Here is a 12,914-nt window from a genome sequence, read left to right on the forward strand (position 1 = left end):
TTATGTTCGATATCGGATTTCCAGAGCTAGCGCTGGTTGCTGTCATTGGCCTGCTTGTGCTCGGCCCGGAGCGTTTGCCCTACGCCGCGCGCAAAACCGGCTTGTGGGTAGGCCGCATTCGCCGTATGGTCAGTCAGATGTCTTCTGAAATAGACCGGCAATTAAAAGCTGAGGAAATGCGGGAACGACTGCGCAAAGAAGGCGATACCCTTGGCTTGGAGAAAATCCAGCAAACCGTCAACGATGCGCTGGCTGAAGCAAAGAAATATGAGGACATGGTTGAGAAGAACCCGGCTACGCCGATGTCCTCCAAGGCCAGCCCGCCCCAAACGCCGTCTTCCAGGTCAGACTCACAACCGGTAGAATCCCACACCCAATCCGACGACGCTCCCAAGCAGCATGACCGCTCCTGAAATGACTCCGCGCGACGACAACGCAGATAAAGAACTGCCGTTATTTGATCACTTGGTTGAACTGCGCAACCGCTTGCTGCATTCCGTTTTAGCGGTGCTGGTGGCATTCTTGCCCTTGTATGCGTTTCGCAATGAAATCTACGCTTACCTGGCCAAACCGCTGCGCGCGGCGATGCCGGAAGGCGCCACCATGATCGCAACCGAAGTGGCGTCGCCGTTTCTGGCGCCCTTCAAGCTGACTATGGTGTTGGCGATCTTTCTCATGATCCCATTCATCCTTTATCAGATCTGGTCGTTCATCGCTCCCGCGCTGTATAAGCACGAGAAAAAGCTGGCGATCCCTCTTCTGGTAAGCAGCGTACTTCTGTTTTATCTGGGCGTCGCCTTCGCCTACTACGTGGTGTTTCCTCTGGCGTTCAACTTTTTCGCCAGCGCCAGCCCTGAAGGCGTAACGGTGATGACAGACATCAACAAATACCTGGATTTCATCCTCAAGCTGTTTTTCGCGTTCGGCTTCGCCTTCGAAATCCCTATCGCCACCGTGTTGATGGTGAAGGTCGGCTTAACAAACGTAGCCAGCCTGCGGGAAAAACGCCCTTACATTGTGGTTATCTGCTTTATCATCGGCATGTTGTTGACGCCCCCTGACGTTATTTCGCAGACCTTACTGGCGGTGCCCATGTGGCTGCTGTTCGAAGTCGGCGTCTTATGTAGCCGCTGGGTGGAGCCAACTGCGGACTCCAACTCAGAGTCCATCAACACCTGATTCCCGACTTAGTTCAGACGTTATGAATATCCTGTTGTTCTCAGCAGAAGAGCTTTCCGCGTCCGGTCAGCTCTCGCTCACCGACAGACGCGCGGAGCATTTGCGCAAAGTATTGAAAGCCCAGGCCGGCGACGACATCCGCGTTGGCCAGATCAATGGAGAGATGGGAACCGCTCGCTTACTTGATATCAACGAAGAGCGCGCGCGCCTGGAAGTGACTCTGAACGCCGAAGCGCCGCCGCCATTGGACCTGACCCTGATCCTGGCGCTACCCCGCCCCAAGATGATGCGCAGAGTGATTCAGAGCACGGTATCTCTGGGAGTAAAGCGCATCTACCTGATCAACTCTTACAAGGTGGAAAAAAGCTATTGGCAAACTCCTTGGCTGGAGGCCGCCTCACTGAAGGAAAACTGTCTTCTGGGTCTCGAGCAGGGAGTGGATACCGTGCTTCCAGAAATCCACATGCGTAAACTGTTCAAACCCTTTGTGGAAGACGAGCTGTCGCAAATCATCGCTGGAAGCGACGCCTGGGTGGCGCATCCCACCTCTGAGGCGCAGTCGCCCCAAGTCAACGGGCCGCTGACTTTGGCGGTAGGTCCCGAAGGCGGTTTTACGCCTTATGAAGTGAAAAAGTTGGAGGAAATCGGTTTTAAGGGCTTCACCCTGGGTAAGCGCATACTTCGCGTAGAAACGGTTATTCCTGCGCTGATCGGCAAGCTATATCTGTAAATCGCACGGCGGTGAGCGCTATCAGAAAGCCTTCGCCGCCATGGACCCGCCACCGCCTCTAGCGTTAGACGCCCATAGCCTGACGAATCAGTTCTTTTTTGATGAACGGCGTTTTATTCACCAGCGTTAGTCCTGCATTCCTTACTCCGGCAATCATGGGAGAAGGATGTCCAAAGCCGCGCTTGAACGCCTCCATCAACGTCATCATGGAAAGATTCCCAGCCTGTCGTCGCCGCTGATAGCGTCGCAACATCTCCTCGTGCCCTAGAGGAATGCTCCGCCCCAAGGCGCGCCGCGCCTCATCCAGCAAGGCGGCGACATCTTCAAATCCCAGATTGACACCCTGCCCCGCCAAGGGGTGAATCGTATGCGCCGCATCGCCAATAAGCACCGCGCCGCCATCAAAGTAACGCTTAGCGTGTCGCTGCCTGAGCGGGAAAGCAAAGCGTCGACTGATATCGACCACTTCCCCCAACGCCTGCTCGGAGGCGTCGAATAGAGTCGCTTTGAAGCTGGCGTCGTCCAGCTCCATTAACCTGTCCGCTTCCGTAGAATCCGCCGACCAGACAATGGACGAGCAACGGTAGTTTTGATCCTGATCCAGTAAAGGCAGCAGAGCTAAAGGGCCTGTGGGCAGAAAACGCTGCCGGGCTGTGAAATCATGAGGGCGGGCAGTTGTAGTCGTCGCAACAATCGCCTGCTGTCCGTAATCCCATTCCCGAGTCGGGATGTGCAACCACTGACGAATACGGGATAGAGCGCCGTCCGCGCCAACCAACATTCGGCAGGAAACCGTCTCACCGCTCCCGGTTTCAAGGGAGTAACCAGAAGCATCCGGCTTCAACGCACGCACCTGATCTTTGATGACGTGGATGTTAGAGCGCTCAGCAATGCGTTTATGTAAAGCGGAGGTCACCACACGGTTTTCGACGATCAACCCCAAGCTGCTTTCATACACTTCCGCCGAGGAAAACACTATCCGTCCGCTCCCCGCGCTATCCCAAACGTCCATGTCGGTGTAGCGCAGGCTATATGGCTCTATCTCCGCCCAGACATTCAACTCGCGCAGCAGCTTCTCACTCGCCAGCGTCAGAGCGCTGACACGGGGGTCAAAGCTGTGCGCGTCATTGCACTTGGGAGGCGTCGCCGTGTTCAGTCCACCAGGATCGATCAGGGCCACTTCTATATCCAGCGCAGACAAGCCCAATGCGATTGCCGCGCCGACCATGCCGCCGCCAACGACGGCGACAGGAAATTGTGTCTTCACAATAGGAAGCCTCTGCTTTGCAGATTTCGAATAATCAGTATTCAACGCCATTGCGGCGCGCGCTCGGCGACGCCCATGGCATACTCAGCGAACCGGCGTTTCGCTGCAGGCGCCAAATTCAGGCTGATCAGGCCAAACTGCCTGACGCTCTCCAGCCAGGCGGACTTTTCACCGAATAACTTGATCAGTCCATCACTGGCCGTCACAGTGCGCTTCTGATCCGCCTGCTGGCGCGCCAGGTACTTGTTCAGTATCGGCAGTCCGCCTAATTCTTCACTGGTGACCGCTTCATTCAACGCTTCCGCCAGATGCAGCGCATCCCTCAAAGACAGGTTATATCCCTGTCCCGCCACAGGATGCAGCGTATGCGCTGAGTTACCCAGCAACACCAGTCCTTCTCGAACCTGTTCCTGGGCAGTTTGCAGCGTAAGCGGGTAATGGTTGATATCACCGACCTGGACAATACGACCTATGCGGTAGCCGATTTGAGATTGCAGCGCCTCAGCGAAACCGACCTTGTCCAGAGATAGCAGCCCCTGCAGGCGATTGCTCGGAACTGTCCAGACCACCGCCATGCGATCATTACGCACAGACGCCAGCGGCAAAAAGGCGACGGCGCCGCCATCAATGAAGCGCTCATACGCGATATTGTCGTGTGAACGGGAAAGGCCCACGTTGACCACCAGCGCATGTTGGCCATAGTCCACGCGATGGCTGGCGACGCCAAAGCCCTCCGCCAGACTGGAGCGTCCTCCGTCGGCAAGCACCAGCAATCTTCCGACGATATCCCTCTCATGTTCCCCTTCCCGCAGACGCACCGTCATTCCCTCAGGACAGCACTGCGCAGACACCGCCTCGGCGGGCGCCAGTACGGTCAAGTCCGCCCATCCCTCTAACGAGGCAACGAGACTGCGTCCGATGGCCGCATTGGGAACCACATAGCCAAAAGCATCCAGGCCCTGTTCGCTTGCCTGCAGGCGGGTCGCGCCCCATTTGCCCTGTTCGGACACATGGATAGTGCTGATGCCTCCGGCGTATGGCGCCATCGCGGACCATACTCCCATACGCTCATAAAGGAGGCGAGAGCCGTGAGACAGCGCAGTGGAGCGAGCATCGAAACTGGGTGTAAAGGGTCCCTCTGACGAGGTCCGCAAGGAGTGCGCCTCCACCAGCGCCACCTGAAAGCGACGCCGGGAAGACTGCTGTAAGGCCAAAGCCAGGGTTGCGCCGACCAGACCTCCGCCGACGATAACGATATCGTAGTGACGGGTCATCATTTACCCCGCATCAAGGCCTCAATTTCATCGACTTTCTTCGGCGTACCCGAGGTCATGACCTCACCGCCCTGTTTGGTCACGATCACATCGTCTTCGATACGAACGCCAATGCCTTTCCAGCGAGGATCGACATCTTCCAATTCCGGCGCAATATAAATACCTGGTTCGACAGTCAGCGCCATACCGGGCTCTAACACCCGCCATTCGCCGCCAACTTTGTAATCGCCGACATCATGGACATCCAGGCCCAGCCAGTGCCCCGTGCGGTGCATAAAGAATTTCTTGTAGGCCTCGGTTTCAATCAGCTCACTCAATTCGCCTTTGAGCAGGCCGATTTCACACAGACCTTCAGTAATCACTTTCAATGCCGCTTCGTGCGGCTGATTCCAATGACGACCGGGACGCACTTCTTTAATGGCTGCTTCCTGAGACGCCAGTACGATTTCATAGATGGTGCGCTGTTCCGCGCTGAACTGGCCTGATACCGGAAATGTCCGGGTGATATCAGATGCATAGCAGTCCAGTTCACAACCCGCGTCGATCAACACCAGATCGCCGCTCTTCAGCTTGTCGTTATTGGTGACGTAATGAAGAATACAGGCATTCTCACCGCCGCCGACAATACAGTTGTACGCCTGCGCCCGCGAGCCTTCACGTAGAAACACGTGCTGAATAGCGGCCTCAAGCTGATACTCATACATCCCCGGCTTACAAATGCGCATGGCTTCGTTATGCGCCTCAGCGCTGATACGCGCCGCCTGCTTCATGATTTTGACTTCAGCGGATGACTTGAACAGGCGCATATCATGCAACGTATGTTCCAGCGCCACGAACTCTCCGGGCGGATGCGCGCCGTTCTTGATTTTGCTGCGAATGACATTGATCCATTCCATGACCCTGCGATCAAACTTTTCGTCCAGTCCCATGGAGTAGTAAACCCGCTGCTTACCTTCCAGCAAGCCAGGTAGAATTTCATCAACATCGTCGATGGGGAAGGCGTCATCGAAGAGATACTGTTCGATCGCCCCTTCCTGTCCCGCCAACTTGCCATTCCAGCGTTCGTAGTCAGGGTTCTTTTCCTTGCAGAACAAAATGGATTCGCCGTGCTCACGCTCGGGGATCAGCACCATTACCGCATCCGGTTCCGCAAACCCGCTGAGATAATGAAAGTCACTGTTCTGACGGTAGGGATATTCCGAATCACGATTGCGTACGCGAATTGGCGCCGCGGGCAGAATGGCGATGCTGTTGGGCGTCATCACATCAAGCAGGTGGCGCCGACGTTTCTGATATTCACGAATCGATAATGCTTGCACGTCTATCTCTCTTAAACTTTTAGTTATCCATATATGGCGCACATCCGTACAAACTGCCGGCGGGCCTTGTCCTTGGGCCGTTAATGTAGCGTTTTCTTTTCCGGGGCGGCGTTCTTTTTGGCTGCGGTAAGTTCCTGCAACACATTCAACGCAGCCACTTTTACAAATTCAGTCAGCTCCAGCAGTTCTCTTTCATCCTGCTCGTCGCCATCCACCTCTGGGTCCACTTCGCCGATATCCACCAGATCCTGAAGAATTTCCTGAACATCCGCCGAGCAGGAGGACAAGCCGCTACCCAAGACAGACGTCAGCCCCTCGACGAAGCCCCTGCACCAGTCCGCCAGCGCCGCAACGCGCAGCGAACATTCAACAGCGTCTTCCGGCAACCAGGGCTGAAAGCTCATATTATCCTGCATCAGCGCCGCTTCCGCGTAGCCGTATACGGCTTTGAAAGCCGCTTGCAGATTTTCTTCAATCGCATTGACGCTGCCGGCGAAACGCTGCGTGTAGCTCCACCAGTCATTATCCTGCGCCCGATCTCCCGCAGCCATTCTTCCACACCAGAGACCGTGAACTCCTGCTGGAGTGGCGTCTGCGTCGATGCGGTTTAATAGTTGTTGCAGGGCATGGTAGGGTTGGGACATTCGTTTAACTCTCCAGTCGGGCGGAAACCACCCGCTTCCAAAGGTTTAGCCAATATCACTCGCAACGGCGAATGGCGTAACCTTATTAAATAGAATTCATTTGGCAAAAACGCCCGCTCTGCTTTAATAAAGCGCATCGGGCGCAATTGAATATATATGCGACGGCTCAAGCTTTCGCCATCATGTTTTTTACGGTTCTGACGTCAACTTTATCAGGATCGACTCACGCCAGAATAATGCTGTGTATGCTAACATGACGCCCACTTACATCGCCACGCGGGTGCGCACGTTGACCCCCTTACATCGGCGACTTATATTTAATTGGACGCCCATGCGCCTACAGTTTGGTTTTCTAACATTTTTCCACTTTGATTTGCGTCCGTCATAAGTCGAGTCATGTTAGAAAACTCTTCCTGAAGAACCCTAGCAATACCACTGGAAAAACTTATGGATGTTTCTCAGTTGCAGCAGTTAAGCGATAAAATTGACCGCCTGATACAGAAGTGCAAACAGCTCGAAGCAGATAATCAGGCGCTACGCCAGCTGCAGGAAGACTGGCAAAAGGAACGCATGCAACTATTACAGAAAAACGATCTGGCCCGCTCCAAAATCGAGGCCATGATCAGTCGTTTGAAAGCTTTGGAGCAACGTTAATGAGTCGCACCAACAACACCGCCACCGTCACTATTCTGGACAAGGAGTACTTGGTCGCCTGTCCTCCGGAAGCGCAACGCCAACTGGAAGACGCTGCGCGGGCGCTGGATCAGAAAATGAAAGAAATCCGTGCATCGGGAAAAGTCTACGGCACCGAGAGAATTGCGGTCATGGCCGCCCTGAACCTGACGTATGATCTAATGCAGCAAGGGCAGAAGACCGAGCAGGTCTCTACCACCCTAAGCACGCTTCATGAAAAGCTGGATGCCGCATTGAGAAATAAATAACTTTACAAAACATACAATTACGTAATCAAAAAAGAAAAAAATATTGAATATTCCTGGTTCACCCCACTGCTTTTTTTACATTTTTCGTTATAATAGGACCCAAGCTCCCTGAACTGCTCGCCAGTCAGATACGTCCTCGAGCCGATGAATTTTATTATTGGTTACCTCCTGCGAGTGATGTGTGCAAGTCCCTCTTGAAGGGAAAGCCTAATTCATTCCAGCGGTTACCTCCTTGAACCAAAGGGTTCAAGGGCCACGTCAGACAGCGGCTGTCTCGGGGAGTTTACTTTTTCTGCTATGAATAAAGCGTCTATTCGTCGCGCCATGCGTAAAAAGCGCAGAGCGCTGACACCCGCCCAACAACGCACCGCCGCCTCCGGCTTGCGAAAATCACTTAACTCAGCCGTCCATCTCAGTCGTAGCGCCCGTTGGGGTCTATATCTCGCCAACGACGGGGAAATCAATCCGCTTCCAACTATTCAGCGCCTGTGGCGTAGAAAAAAAGCCTGCTACCTCCCCGTGTTACACCCGCTCTACCACAACCGGCTATGGTTCGTTCGGTATCAGCCCGGAGCCAAACTCAAACCCAACAAATATGGCATCCCTGAACCTGTACTGCGAGGAGCCAAACGAGTTCCGCCCTGGTCATTGGATGTGGTGTGCTTTCCATTAGTCGCGTTTGATAAACAAGGGAACCGATTGGGAATGGGAGGGGGTTATTATGATCGCACCTTCGCGGATCGCAGGGTCATCATCAGAAGGCCGAAATTGATTGGGTTCGCTCATCATTTCCAGCAGCTTCCAGAGTTGCCTCACGAACCTTGGGACATTCCACTCTCTGCTGTCGCCACGGACCAACAATTACTCCGCTTTAGAAACAAAAAAGCCCTGCGTTAACAGGGCTATTTCGGATCGTCGGGAAGACAGGGACTAATTAACGTCCTCGCCAGCGACGGAAACATATGTGGGCGACGTACGTGCTTCCTTGTGGCCAAAGGTTGTGAAGCCGCTGACGACCAACCCAAGGCAAAATACGATCACAAGCGTAAGCATGACGTCAGGCTTGCGCTTCATGCATCCCCCTAATTTTCATTGGCGTTTTTTAATTTTATAAATCAGACAAATAGGTAATTGTCTTAACTTGAAATTATAGAAAAGTATTGTAACTCCTGCCTGATTTAAATCAAAGCTTTAAAACGCAATAGTGTGACCGTTTCTGCCTTTACATTAAAACCTCTTAATTATCAGGCGCCTAGAAACAGTTTGTAGGCAGGGTTATTGGTTTCCTCCCAATACCTGAAACCAACGGTATCCAGCATTTTCCGGAACTCCGTCATTTCGTCATCGTTCACTTGCGCGCCCATTAAAACACGACTATAAGCGGCGCCATGATTACGATAATGAAACATGGTGATATTCCAGCGTGCGCCAAACGCCATAAGGAACTTCATCAACGCTCCAGGACGCTCTGGAAACTCAAAACGGAAAACCTTCTCGTTGGTTAACGCCGGCGAGTGCCCGCCCACCATATGGCGGATGTGCATTTTGGCGACTTCGTTATCAGTGAGATCAAGCACCGAGTAACCTTTTTCCTCCAACGCGCCAACCAGCTCTTTGCGCTCTTCCAGACCGGAGCTGATCTGAACGCCTACAAAGATTTGCGCTTCTGTCGCATCACAATAACGATAGTTAAACTCGGTGATATTACGGCGGCTTAACGCCTGAATGAAACGCTTGTAACTGCCTGGGCGCTCTGGGATTCTCACCGCCAGAATCGCCTCACGCTCTTCACCGACTTCGGTGCGCTCAGTGATGTAACCCAGACGGTCGAAGTTCATGTTCGCGCCGCTTACGATGGCGATCAGGTTTTGATCCTGAATTTTTTCTCTCGCCACGTACTTCTTCAAACCGGCAATGGCCAATGCGCCAGCTGGCTCCGCGATAGAGCGGGTATCCTCAAAGACATCTTTAATGCCCGCGCAGATTTCATCTGTGGAGACAAGAACGACTTCATCCACATACTGACGACAAACTTCCCAAGGAGCCTTGCCAATCTGTTTGACGGCGACGCCATCGGCGAAGATGCCCACTTCCGGCAACGTCACCCGCTTGCCCGCCTTCAATGCAGCATGGAGGCAGTTGGAGTCTTCCGGCTCCACGCCTATGACTTTGACATCGGGACGCAGATATTTGATGTACGCCGCTACGCCGGCGATTAAACCGCCGCCGCCAACGGGAACGAACACCGCATGAATAGGAGACGTGTGTTGCCACATAATCTCCATGCCCACCGTACCCTGCCCCGCAATCACCTCTTCGTCGTCATAGGGAGGTATGTAGATGTAGCCTTTTTCTTTGACCAGCGTTTGCGCATGCGCCGCCGCTTCGTCAAAGGCGTCCCCTTTCAGCACCACTTTCGCGCCCTTCGCCCGCACGGAATTTACTTTGATTTCCGGCGTGGTTTGCGGCATCACAATTGTCGCTTTGACGCCCAACTTTTGCGCCGCCAGCGCCAGCCCTTGGGCGTGGTTGCCCGCAGACGCCGCAATCACGCCTTTTTCTTTAGCAATCGCTGAAAGTTGGGCCAGCTTGTTATAGGCGCCGCGCAACTTGAAAGAGAAAACAGGCTGCAGGTCCTCACGCTTCAATAAAATATGATTATTGAACCTGTGGCTCAGCAGGTGGGCCGACTCCAAAGGAGACTCTATCGCAACATCATAGACTTTGGCGTCCAGGATCTTTTTTATATATCGGTGGGGCATGATGGGAACTTACTAAGTCGCTAGCGGAATTAAGCGCCAAATAATATCGGCATTACGGACCCAACGTCTACTATTGATAGGATGCGAAGTCTATAATTCCCCAATTTTTGAGGGCGGGCTTATGAACCAGGACGAACTAAAGCAGGCAGTCGCAAAAGCGGCGTTGGAATACATCAAACCCCATCTGCAGACAGATACCATTCTTGGTATCGGGACAGGCTCCACGGCCAACTATTTTATCGACGCCTTGGCGGAAGTAAGAACTCAGTTCGAGGGCGCGGTCGCCAGCTCAGAGGCTTCCGCCGAACGTTTGAAGAAACACAATATTCCCGTCTATGAACTTAACGCCGTTTCCGGCCTGGAGTTCTATATCGACGGCGCAGACGAAACCAACCCACGCCTGGAGTTGATCAAAGGCGGCGGCGCCGCGTTGACGCGAGAGAAAATTGTCGCCGCCAACGCCAAAACCTTTATCTGTATCGCCGACGAATCTAAATGGGTGGATGTACTTGGCGATTTCCCATTGCCAATAGAAGTTATCCCCATGGCGCGCAGCTATGTAGCAAGGGAGTTGGTTAAGCTGGGCGGCGACCCGGTCTACCGCGAAGGCTGTGTGACGGATAATGGCAATATTATTCTGGACGTGTTCAACCTGCGTATTCTGGAGCCCGTAAAACTGGAGCAACAGATCAATCAAATCACTGGCGTGGTCACCAACGGCCTGTTCGCCATGCGCCCTGCTGACGTACTCCTGCTGGGATCACAGGAAGGCGTAAAAACTATCAAGGTTGACGCCTGATTTAGTCTGGCGCGCGCCATCTAGCCAGGGCCGCGCCATTCGCTCCCTCCCTTCTGTTGCAGTCTCGTTTACAGATCTCTCCTGTTTCTTTGATGTATCCACAGCGCTCCCCCCTTTTAAATCATCCAAGCCCCCACAAAAAACAAGCGCTTGCTTGGTTTTAAATTGATCGATAAGCTGAGCCCTGATAACAACTAGATATGGGACTTGCGCATGTTCAACGAGACTCATCAAATGGCGCGGCGCACCACCGCCGCATTCATCAAACAACATGTCGCGCCTTATATTCAGGAATGGGAGGAAGCGGGCTCGTTTCCTCGGGAGATCTATCGTCTGGCGGGAGAGGCCGGCGTGCTCGGCGTTGGTTTCAATGAAAAGTGGGGAGGCTCCGGCGAAAGCGATATATTGATGAAAGTCGCTGTCAGCGAAGAGCTCATGCGCAGCAATTCTGGCGGATTTGTCGCCAGCCTTGGGTCATTGGATATCGCTCTGCCTCCCATCGCACGCTGGGGCAGCCCGACGTTACAAGAAAAAGTCATTCCCCCCGTACTCAATGGAGACAAAATCGCCGCCCTCGCCATCACAGAACCTGACGGCGGTTCTGACGTCGCCAATTTAAAAACGCGCGCCGTACGGGAAGGAGATCTTTACCGCATCAATGGCTCCAAGACCTTCATCACCAGCGGCCATCGGGCGGACTTCTACACGGTGGCCGTACGCACCGGCGGCGAAGGCCACGCAGGTATCAGCCTGATTTTGGTGGAGCGGGAGCGAGAAGGATTTAGCACGGGTCAACCACTGAAGAAGATGGGTTGGTGGGCGAGCGATACCTCAGAGCTGTTCTTTAATGACTGCCTTGTTCCGGCTGAAAACCTCATCGGTCCTGAAAACAGCGGCTTCATCGCTATCATGAGCAACTTTCTGATGGAGCGCCTCGCGCTTTCCATCATGGCTTACATGACCGCGCAAATCGCCTACGAGCAAGCCTTGAACTATGCCTGCCAGCGAGATGCATTCGGTAGGAAAATAGCCAAGTTCCAGGTCATTAAGCATCGCCTGGTCGAGATGGCGACGCAGGTGGAGATCGCTCGCAACTACACATTAAACATTGCTCAACGCATACAAAACGGCGATAACCCAATCAAAGAAGTCGCCATGGCGAAGAACTTTTGTGCTCAGGCCGCCCAAGAGGTAACGGATGCAGCCGTGCAGATTCATGGCGGCATGGGCTATATGCGCGAGTCCGTAGTGGAGCGGCTGTACAGGGACGCCCGCATACTCAGCATTGGCGGCGGCTCCACCGAAATCATGAACGAGATTATCGCCAAGCAACTCGGTCTCTAAGCTCGGACAGACGCCTTATTGGTTTTAGCGGGGCAAAGCTCCTATAATTTGCTGCCCAGCTTTTTAATAGAATGGAAAGTACAGATTATGAACTTTGACAATATTTCCGCAGGTAAAGAACTGCCAGACGACATTAACGTCGTAATCGAAATTCCTGCGCAAAGCAGCCCGATTAAATACGAAATCGACAAAGACTCCGGTGCGGTAGTTGTCGACCGTTTCATGGCCACGCCCATGTTCTATCCCTGCAACTACGGCTTTATTCCTCACACTCTGTCTGACGACGGCGACCCGCTGGATGTGTTGGTTGTTGCGCCCTACCCGATCCAGCCAGGCGCAGTGATCCGCTGCCGTCCAATCGGCGTGTTGAACATGACAGACGAAGCCGGCGAAGACGCCAAGCTGTTGGCGGTTCCTCACTCCAAGCTGACTCCGCTGTACAAAAACGTCAACGAGCCGACCGACCTGCCTGAACTACTGATCAAGCAGATCGAGCATTTCTTTGAGAACTACAAGGATCTTGAAGAAGGCAAGTGGGTGAAAATTGCTGGATGGGCGGACCGCGAAGCAGCCCGTAAGGCGATTCAAGACGCAGTGGCAGCCTACAAAGGTTAATTGTTGCCGACTCGGCGACGCTCCTGCGTCGCCGATCACT

The 12,914-nt window shown here is 53.6% G+C and carries 14 protein-coding genes and 1 other RNA gene; 10 read left to right on the plus strand and 5 right to left on the minus strand.

The genetic code is table 11. The features are described from left to right. Nucleotides 1-2 precede the first annotated feature (2 nt). Genes tatB through EUZ85_RS27870 form a run of 3 tightly spaced genes read left to right on the plus strand, consistent with a single transcriptional unit; the run spans nucleotide 3 to nucleotide 1,909 of the window. The gene (gene tatB / locus EUZ85_RS27860) at nucleotides 3-413 is read left to right on the plus strand and encodes a Sec-independent protein translocase protein TatB (RefSeq protein WP_127973396.1); all 411 of its coding nucleotides are present in this window, start codon (nucleotides 3-5) and stop codon (nucleotides 411-413) included. Next, entirely contained in the window at nucleotides 400-1,179 is a 780-nt protein-coding gene (tatC, locus tag EUZ85_RS27865) for a twin-arginine translocase subunit TatC (RefSeq protein ID WP_241566879.1), read from the plus strand. The genes tatB and tatC overlap by 14 nt, the downstream gene beginning before the upstream one ends. A 22-nt stretch (nucleotides 1,180-1,201) precedes the next feature. Continuing rightward, nucleotides 1,202-1,909, plus strand: coding sequence for a 16S rRNA (uracil(1498)-N(3))-methyltransferase (locus EUZ85_RS27870; protein WP_127973397.1), 708 nt, complete (start codon nucleotides 1,202-1,204; stop codon nucleotides 1,907-1,909). Nucleotides 1,910-1,973: 64 nt separating this feature from the next. Here the strand turns inward: EUZ85_RS27870 and EUZ85_RS27875 are convergent, their stop codons facing one another. The 4 genes from EUZ85_RS27875 to EUZ85_RS27890 all read right to left on the minus strand — a co-directional run bounded on the left by EUZ85_RS27875 (nucleotide 1,974) and on the right by EUZ85_RS27890 (nucleotide 6,413). Next, a complete protein-coding gene (locus EUZ85_RS27875; RefSeq protein ID WP_164887384.1) occupies nucleotides 1,974-3,176 on the minus strand; it encodes an FAD-dependent monooxygenase in 1,203 nt (400 codons plus the stop codon). 41 nt (nucleotides 3,177-3,217) lie between these two features. Next, the gene (ubiH, locus tag EUZ85_RS27880) at nucleotides 3,218-4,453 is read right to left on the minus strand and encodes a 2-octaprenyl-6-methoxyphenyl hydroxylase (RefSeq protein WP_206617964.1); all 1,236 of its coding nucleotides are present in this window, start codon (nucleotides 4,451-4,453) and stop codon (nucleotides 3,218-3,220) included. After that, entirely contained in the window at nucleotides 4,450-5,769 is a 1,320-nt protein-coding gene (pepP, locus tag EUZ85_RS27885) for a Xaa-Pro aminopeptidase (protein WP_206617965.1), read from the minus strand. Before pepP ends, ubiH begins: the two co-directional genes overlap by 4 nt. 80 nt (nucleotides 5,770-5,849) lie before the next feature. Further along, nucleotides 5,850-6,413 carry a UPF0149 family protein gene (locus tag EUZ85_RS27890; RefSeq protein ID WP_127973400.1) on the minus strand — a complete coding sequence of 188 codons (564 nt, stop codon included), beginning with the start codon at nucleotides 6,411-6,413 and terminating at the stop codon, nucleotides 5,850-5,852. 447 nt (nucleotides 6,414-6,860) lie between these two features. Here EUZ85_RS27890 and EUZ85_RS27895 point away from each other — a divergent pair, with 447 nt between their 5' ends. The 4 genes from EUZ85_RS27895 (at nucleotide 6,861) to EUZ85_RS27910 (ending at nucleotide 8,251) form a co-directional block, all read left to right on the plus strand. Continuing rightward, complete coding sequence (locus EUZ85_RS27895; protein ID WP_011395022.1) at nucleotides 6,861-7,067, plus strand: TIGR02449 family protein; 207 nt, start codon at nucleotides 6,861-6,863, stop codon at nucleotides 7,065-7,067. Continuing rightward, nucleotides 7,067-7,354 carry a cell division protein ZapA gene (locus EUZ85_RS27900; RefSeq protein WP_127973401.1) on the plus strand — a complete coding sequence of 96 codons (288 nt, stop codon included), beginning with the start codon at nucleotides 7,067-7,069 and terminating at the stop codon, nucleotides 7,352-7,354. The genes EUZ85_RS27895 and EUZ85_RS27900 overlap by 1 nt, the downstream gene beginning before the upstream one ends. Nucleotides 7,355-7,456: 102 nt before the next feature. Continuing rightward, nucleotides 7,457-7,639: non-coding RNA, 6S RNA (ssrS, locus tag EUZ85_RS27905), on the plus strand. Between the two features lie 12 nt (nucleotides 7,640-7,651). After that, a complete protein-coding gene (locus EUZ85_RS27910) occupies nucleotides 7,652-8,251 on the plus strand; it encodes a 5-formyltetrahydrofolate cyclo-ligase (RefSeq protein ID WP_127973402.1) in 600 nt (199 codons plus the stop codon). Between the two features lie 347 nt (nucleotides 8,252-8,598). On the opposite strand, the gene ilvA is transcribed toward EUZ85_RS27910, so the two are convergent. Further along, nucleotides 8,599-10,116 (minus strand): threonine ammonia-lyase, biosynthetic, encoded by a 1,518-nt coding sequence (gene ilvA, locus EUZ85_RS27915; protein WP_127973403.1) that lies wholly within the window; start codon nucleotides 10,114-10,116, stop codon nucleotides 8,599-8,601. A 121-nt stretch (nucleotides 10,117-10,237) separates the two neighbouring features. Between ilvA and rpiA the strand changes: the two genes are divergently transcribed. The 3 genes from rpiA (at nucleotide 10,238) to ppa (ending at nucleotide 12,874) form a co-directional block, all read left to right on the plus strand. Continuing rightward, entirely contained in the window at nucleotides 10,238-10,915 is a 678-nt protein-coding gene (gene rpiA, locus EUZ85_RS27920; protein ID WP_127973404.1) for a ribose-5-phosphate isomerase RpiA, read from the plus strand. A gap of 213 nt (nucleotides 10,916-11,128) precedes the next feature. Beyond that, entirely contained in the window at nucleotides 11,129-12,259 is a 1,131-nt protein-coding gene (locus EUZ85_RS27925; protein WP_127973405.1) for an acyl-CoA dehydrogenase family protein, read from the plus strand. Between the two features lie 87 nt (nucleotides 12,260-12,346). Next, the gene (ppa, locus tag EUZ85_RS27930; protein ID WP_127973406.1) at nucleotides 12,347-12,874 is read left to right on the plus strand and encodes an inorganic diphosphatase; all 528 of its coding nucleotides are present in this window, start codon (nucleotides 12,347-12,349) and stop codon (nucleotides 12,872-12,874) included. The last annotated feature ends 40 nt before the right edge of the window (nucleotides 12,875-12,914 follow it).

This window comes from Hahella sp. KA22 (genome assembly GCF_004135205.1).
In the GTDB taxonomy this organism is placed as follows: Bacteria; Pseudomonadota; Gammaproteobacteria; order Pseudomonadales; family Oleiphilaceae; genus Hahella.

Coding starts and splice junctions, on each gene's coding strand:
- EUZ85_RS27925 (WP_127973405.1), top strand. CDS start 11,129: ATGTTCAACGAGACTCATCAAATGGCGCGGCGCACCACCGCCGCATTC.
- ilvA (WP_127973403.1), bottom strand. CDS start 10,116: ATGCCCCACCGATATATAAAAAAGATCCTGGACGCCAAAGTCTATGAT.
- EUZ85_RS27910 (WP_127973402.1), top strand. CDS start 7,652: ATGAATAAAGCGTCTATTCGTCGCGCCATGCGTAAAAAGCGCAGAGCG.
- ppa (WP_127973406.1), top strand. CDS start 12,347: ATGAACTTTGACAATATTTCCGCAGGTAAAGAACTGCCAGACGACATT.
- EUZ85_RS27890 (WP_127973400.1), bottom strand. CDS start 6,413: ATGTCCCAACCCTACCATGCCCTGCAACAACTATTAAACCGCATCGAC.
- EUZ85_RS27900 (WP_127973401.1), top strand. CDS start 7,067: ATGAGTCGCACCAACAACACCGCCACCGTCACTATTCTGGACAAGGAG.
- EUZ85_RS27895 (WP_011395022.1), top strand. CDS start 6,861: ATGGATGTTTCTCAGTTGCAGCAGTTAAGCGATAAAATTGACCGCCTG.
- tatC (WP_241566879.1), top strand. CDS start 400: ATGACCGCTCCTGAAATGACTCCGCGCGACGACAACGCAGATAAAGAA.
- ubiH (WP_206617964.1), bottom strand. CDS start 4,453: ATGATGACCCGTCACTACGATATCGTTATCGTCGGCGGAGGTCTGGTC.
- tatB (WP_127973396.1), top strand. CDS start 3: ATGTTCGATATCGGATTTCCAGAGCTAGCGCTGGTTGCTGTCATTGGC.
- rpiA (WP_127973404.1), top strand. CDS start 10,238: ATGAACCAGGACGAACTAAAGCAGGCAGTCGCAAAAGCGGCGTTGGAA.
- EUZ85_RS27870 (WP_127973397.1), top strand. CDS start 1,202: ATGAATATCCTGTTGTTCTCAGCAGAAGAGCTTTCCGCGTCCGGTCAG.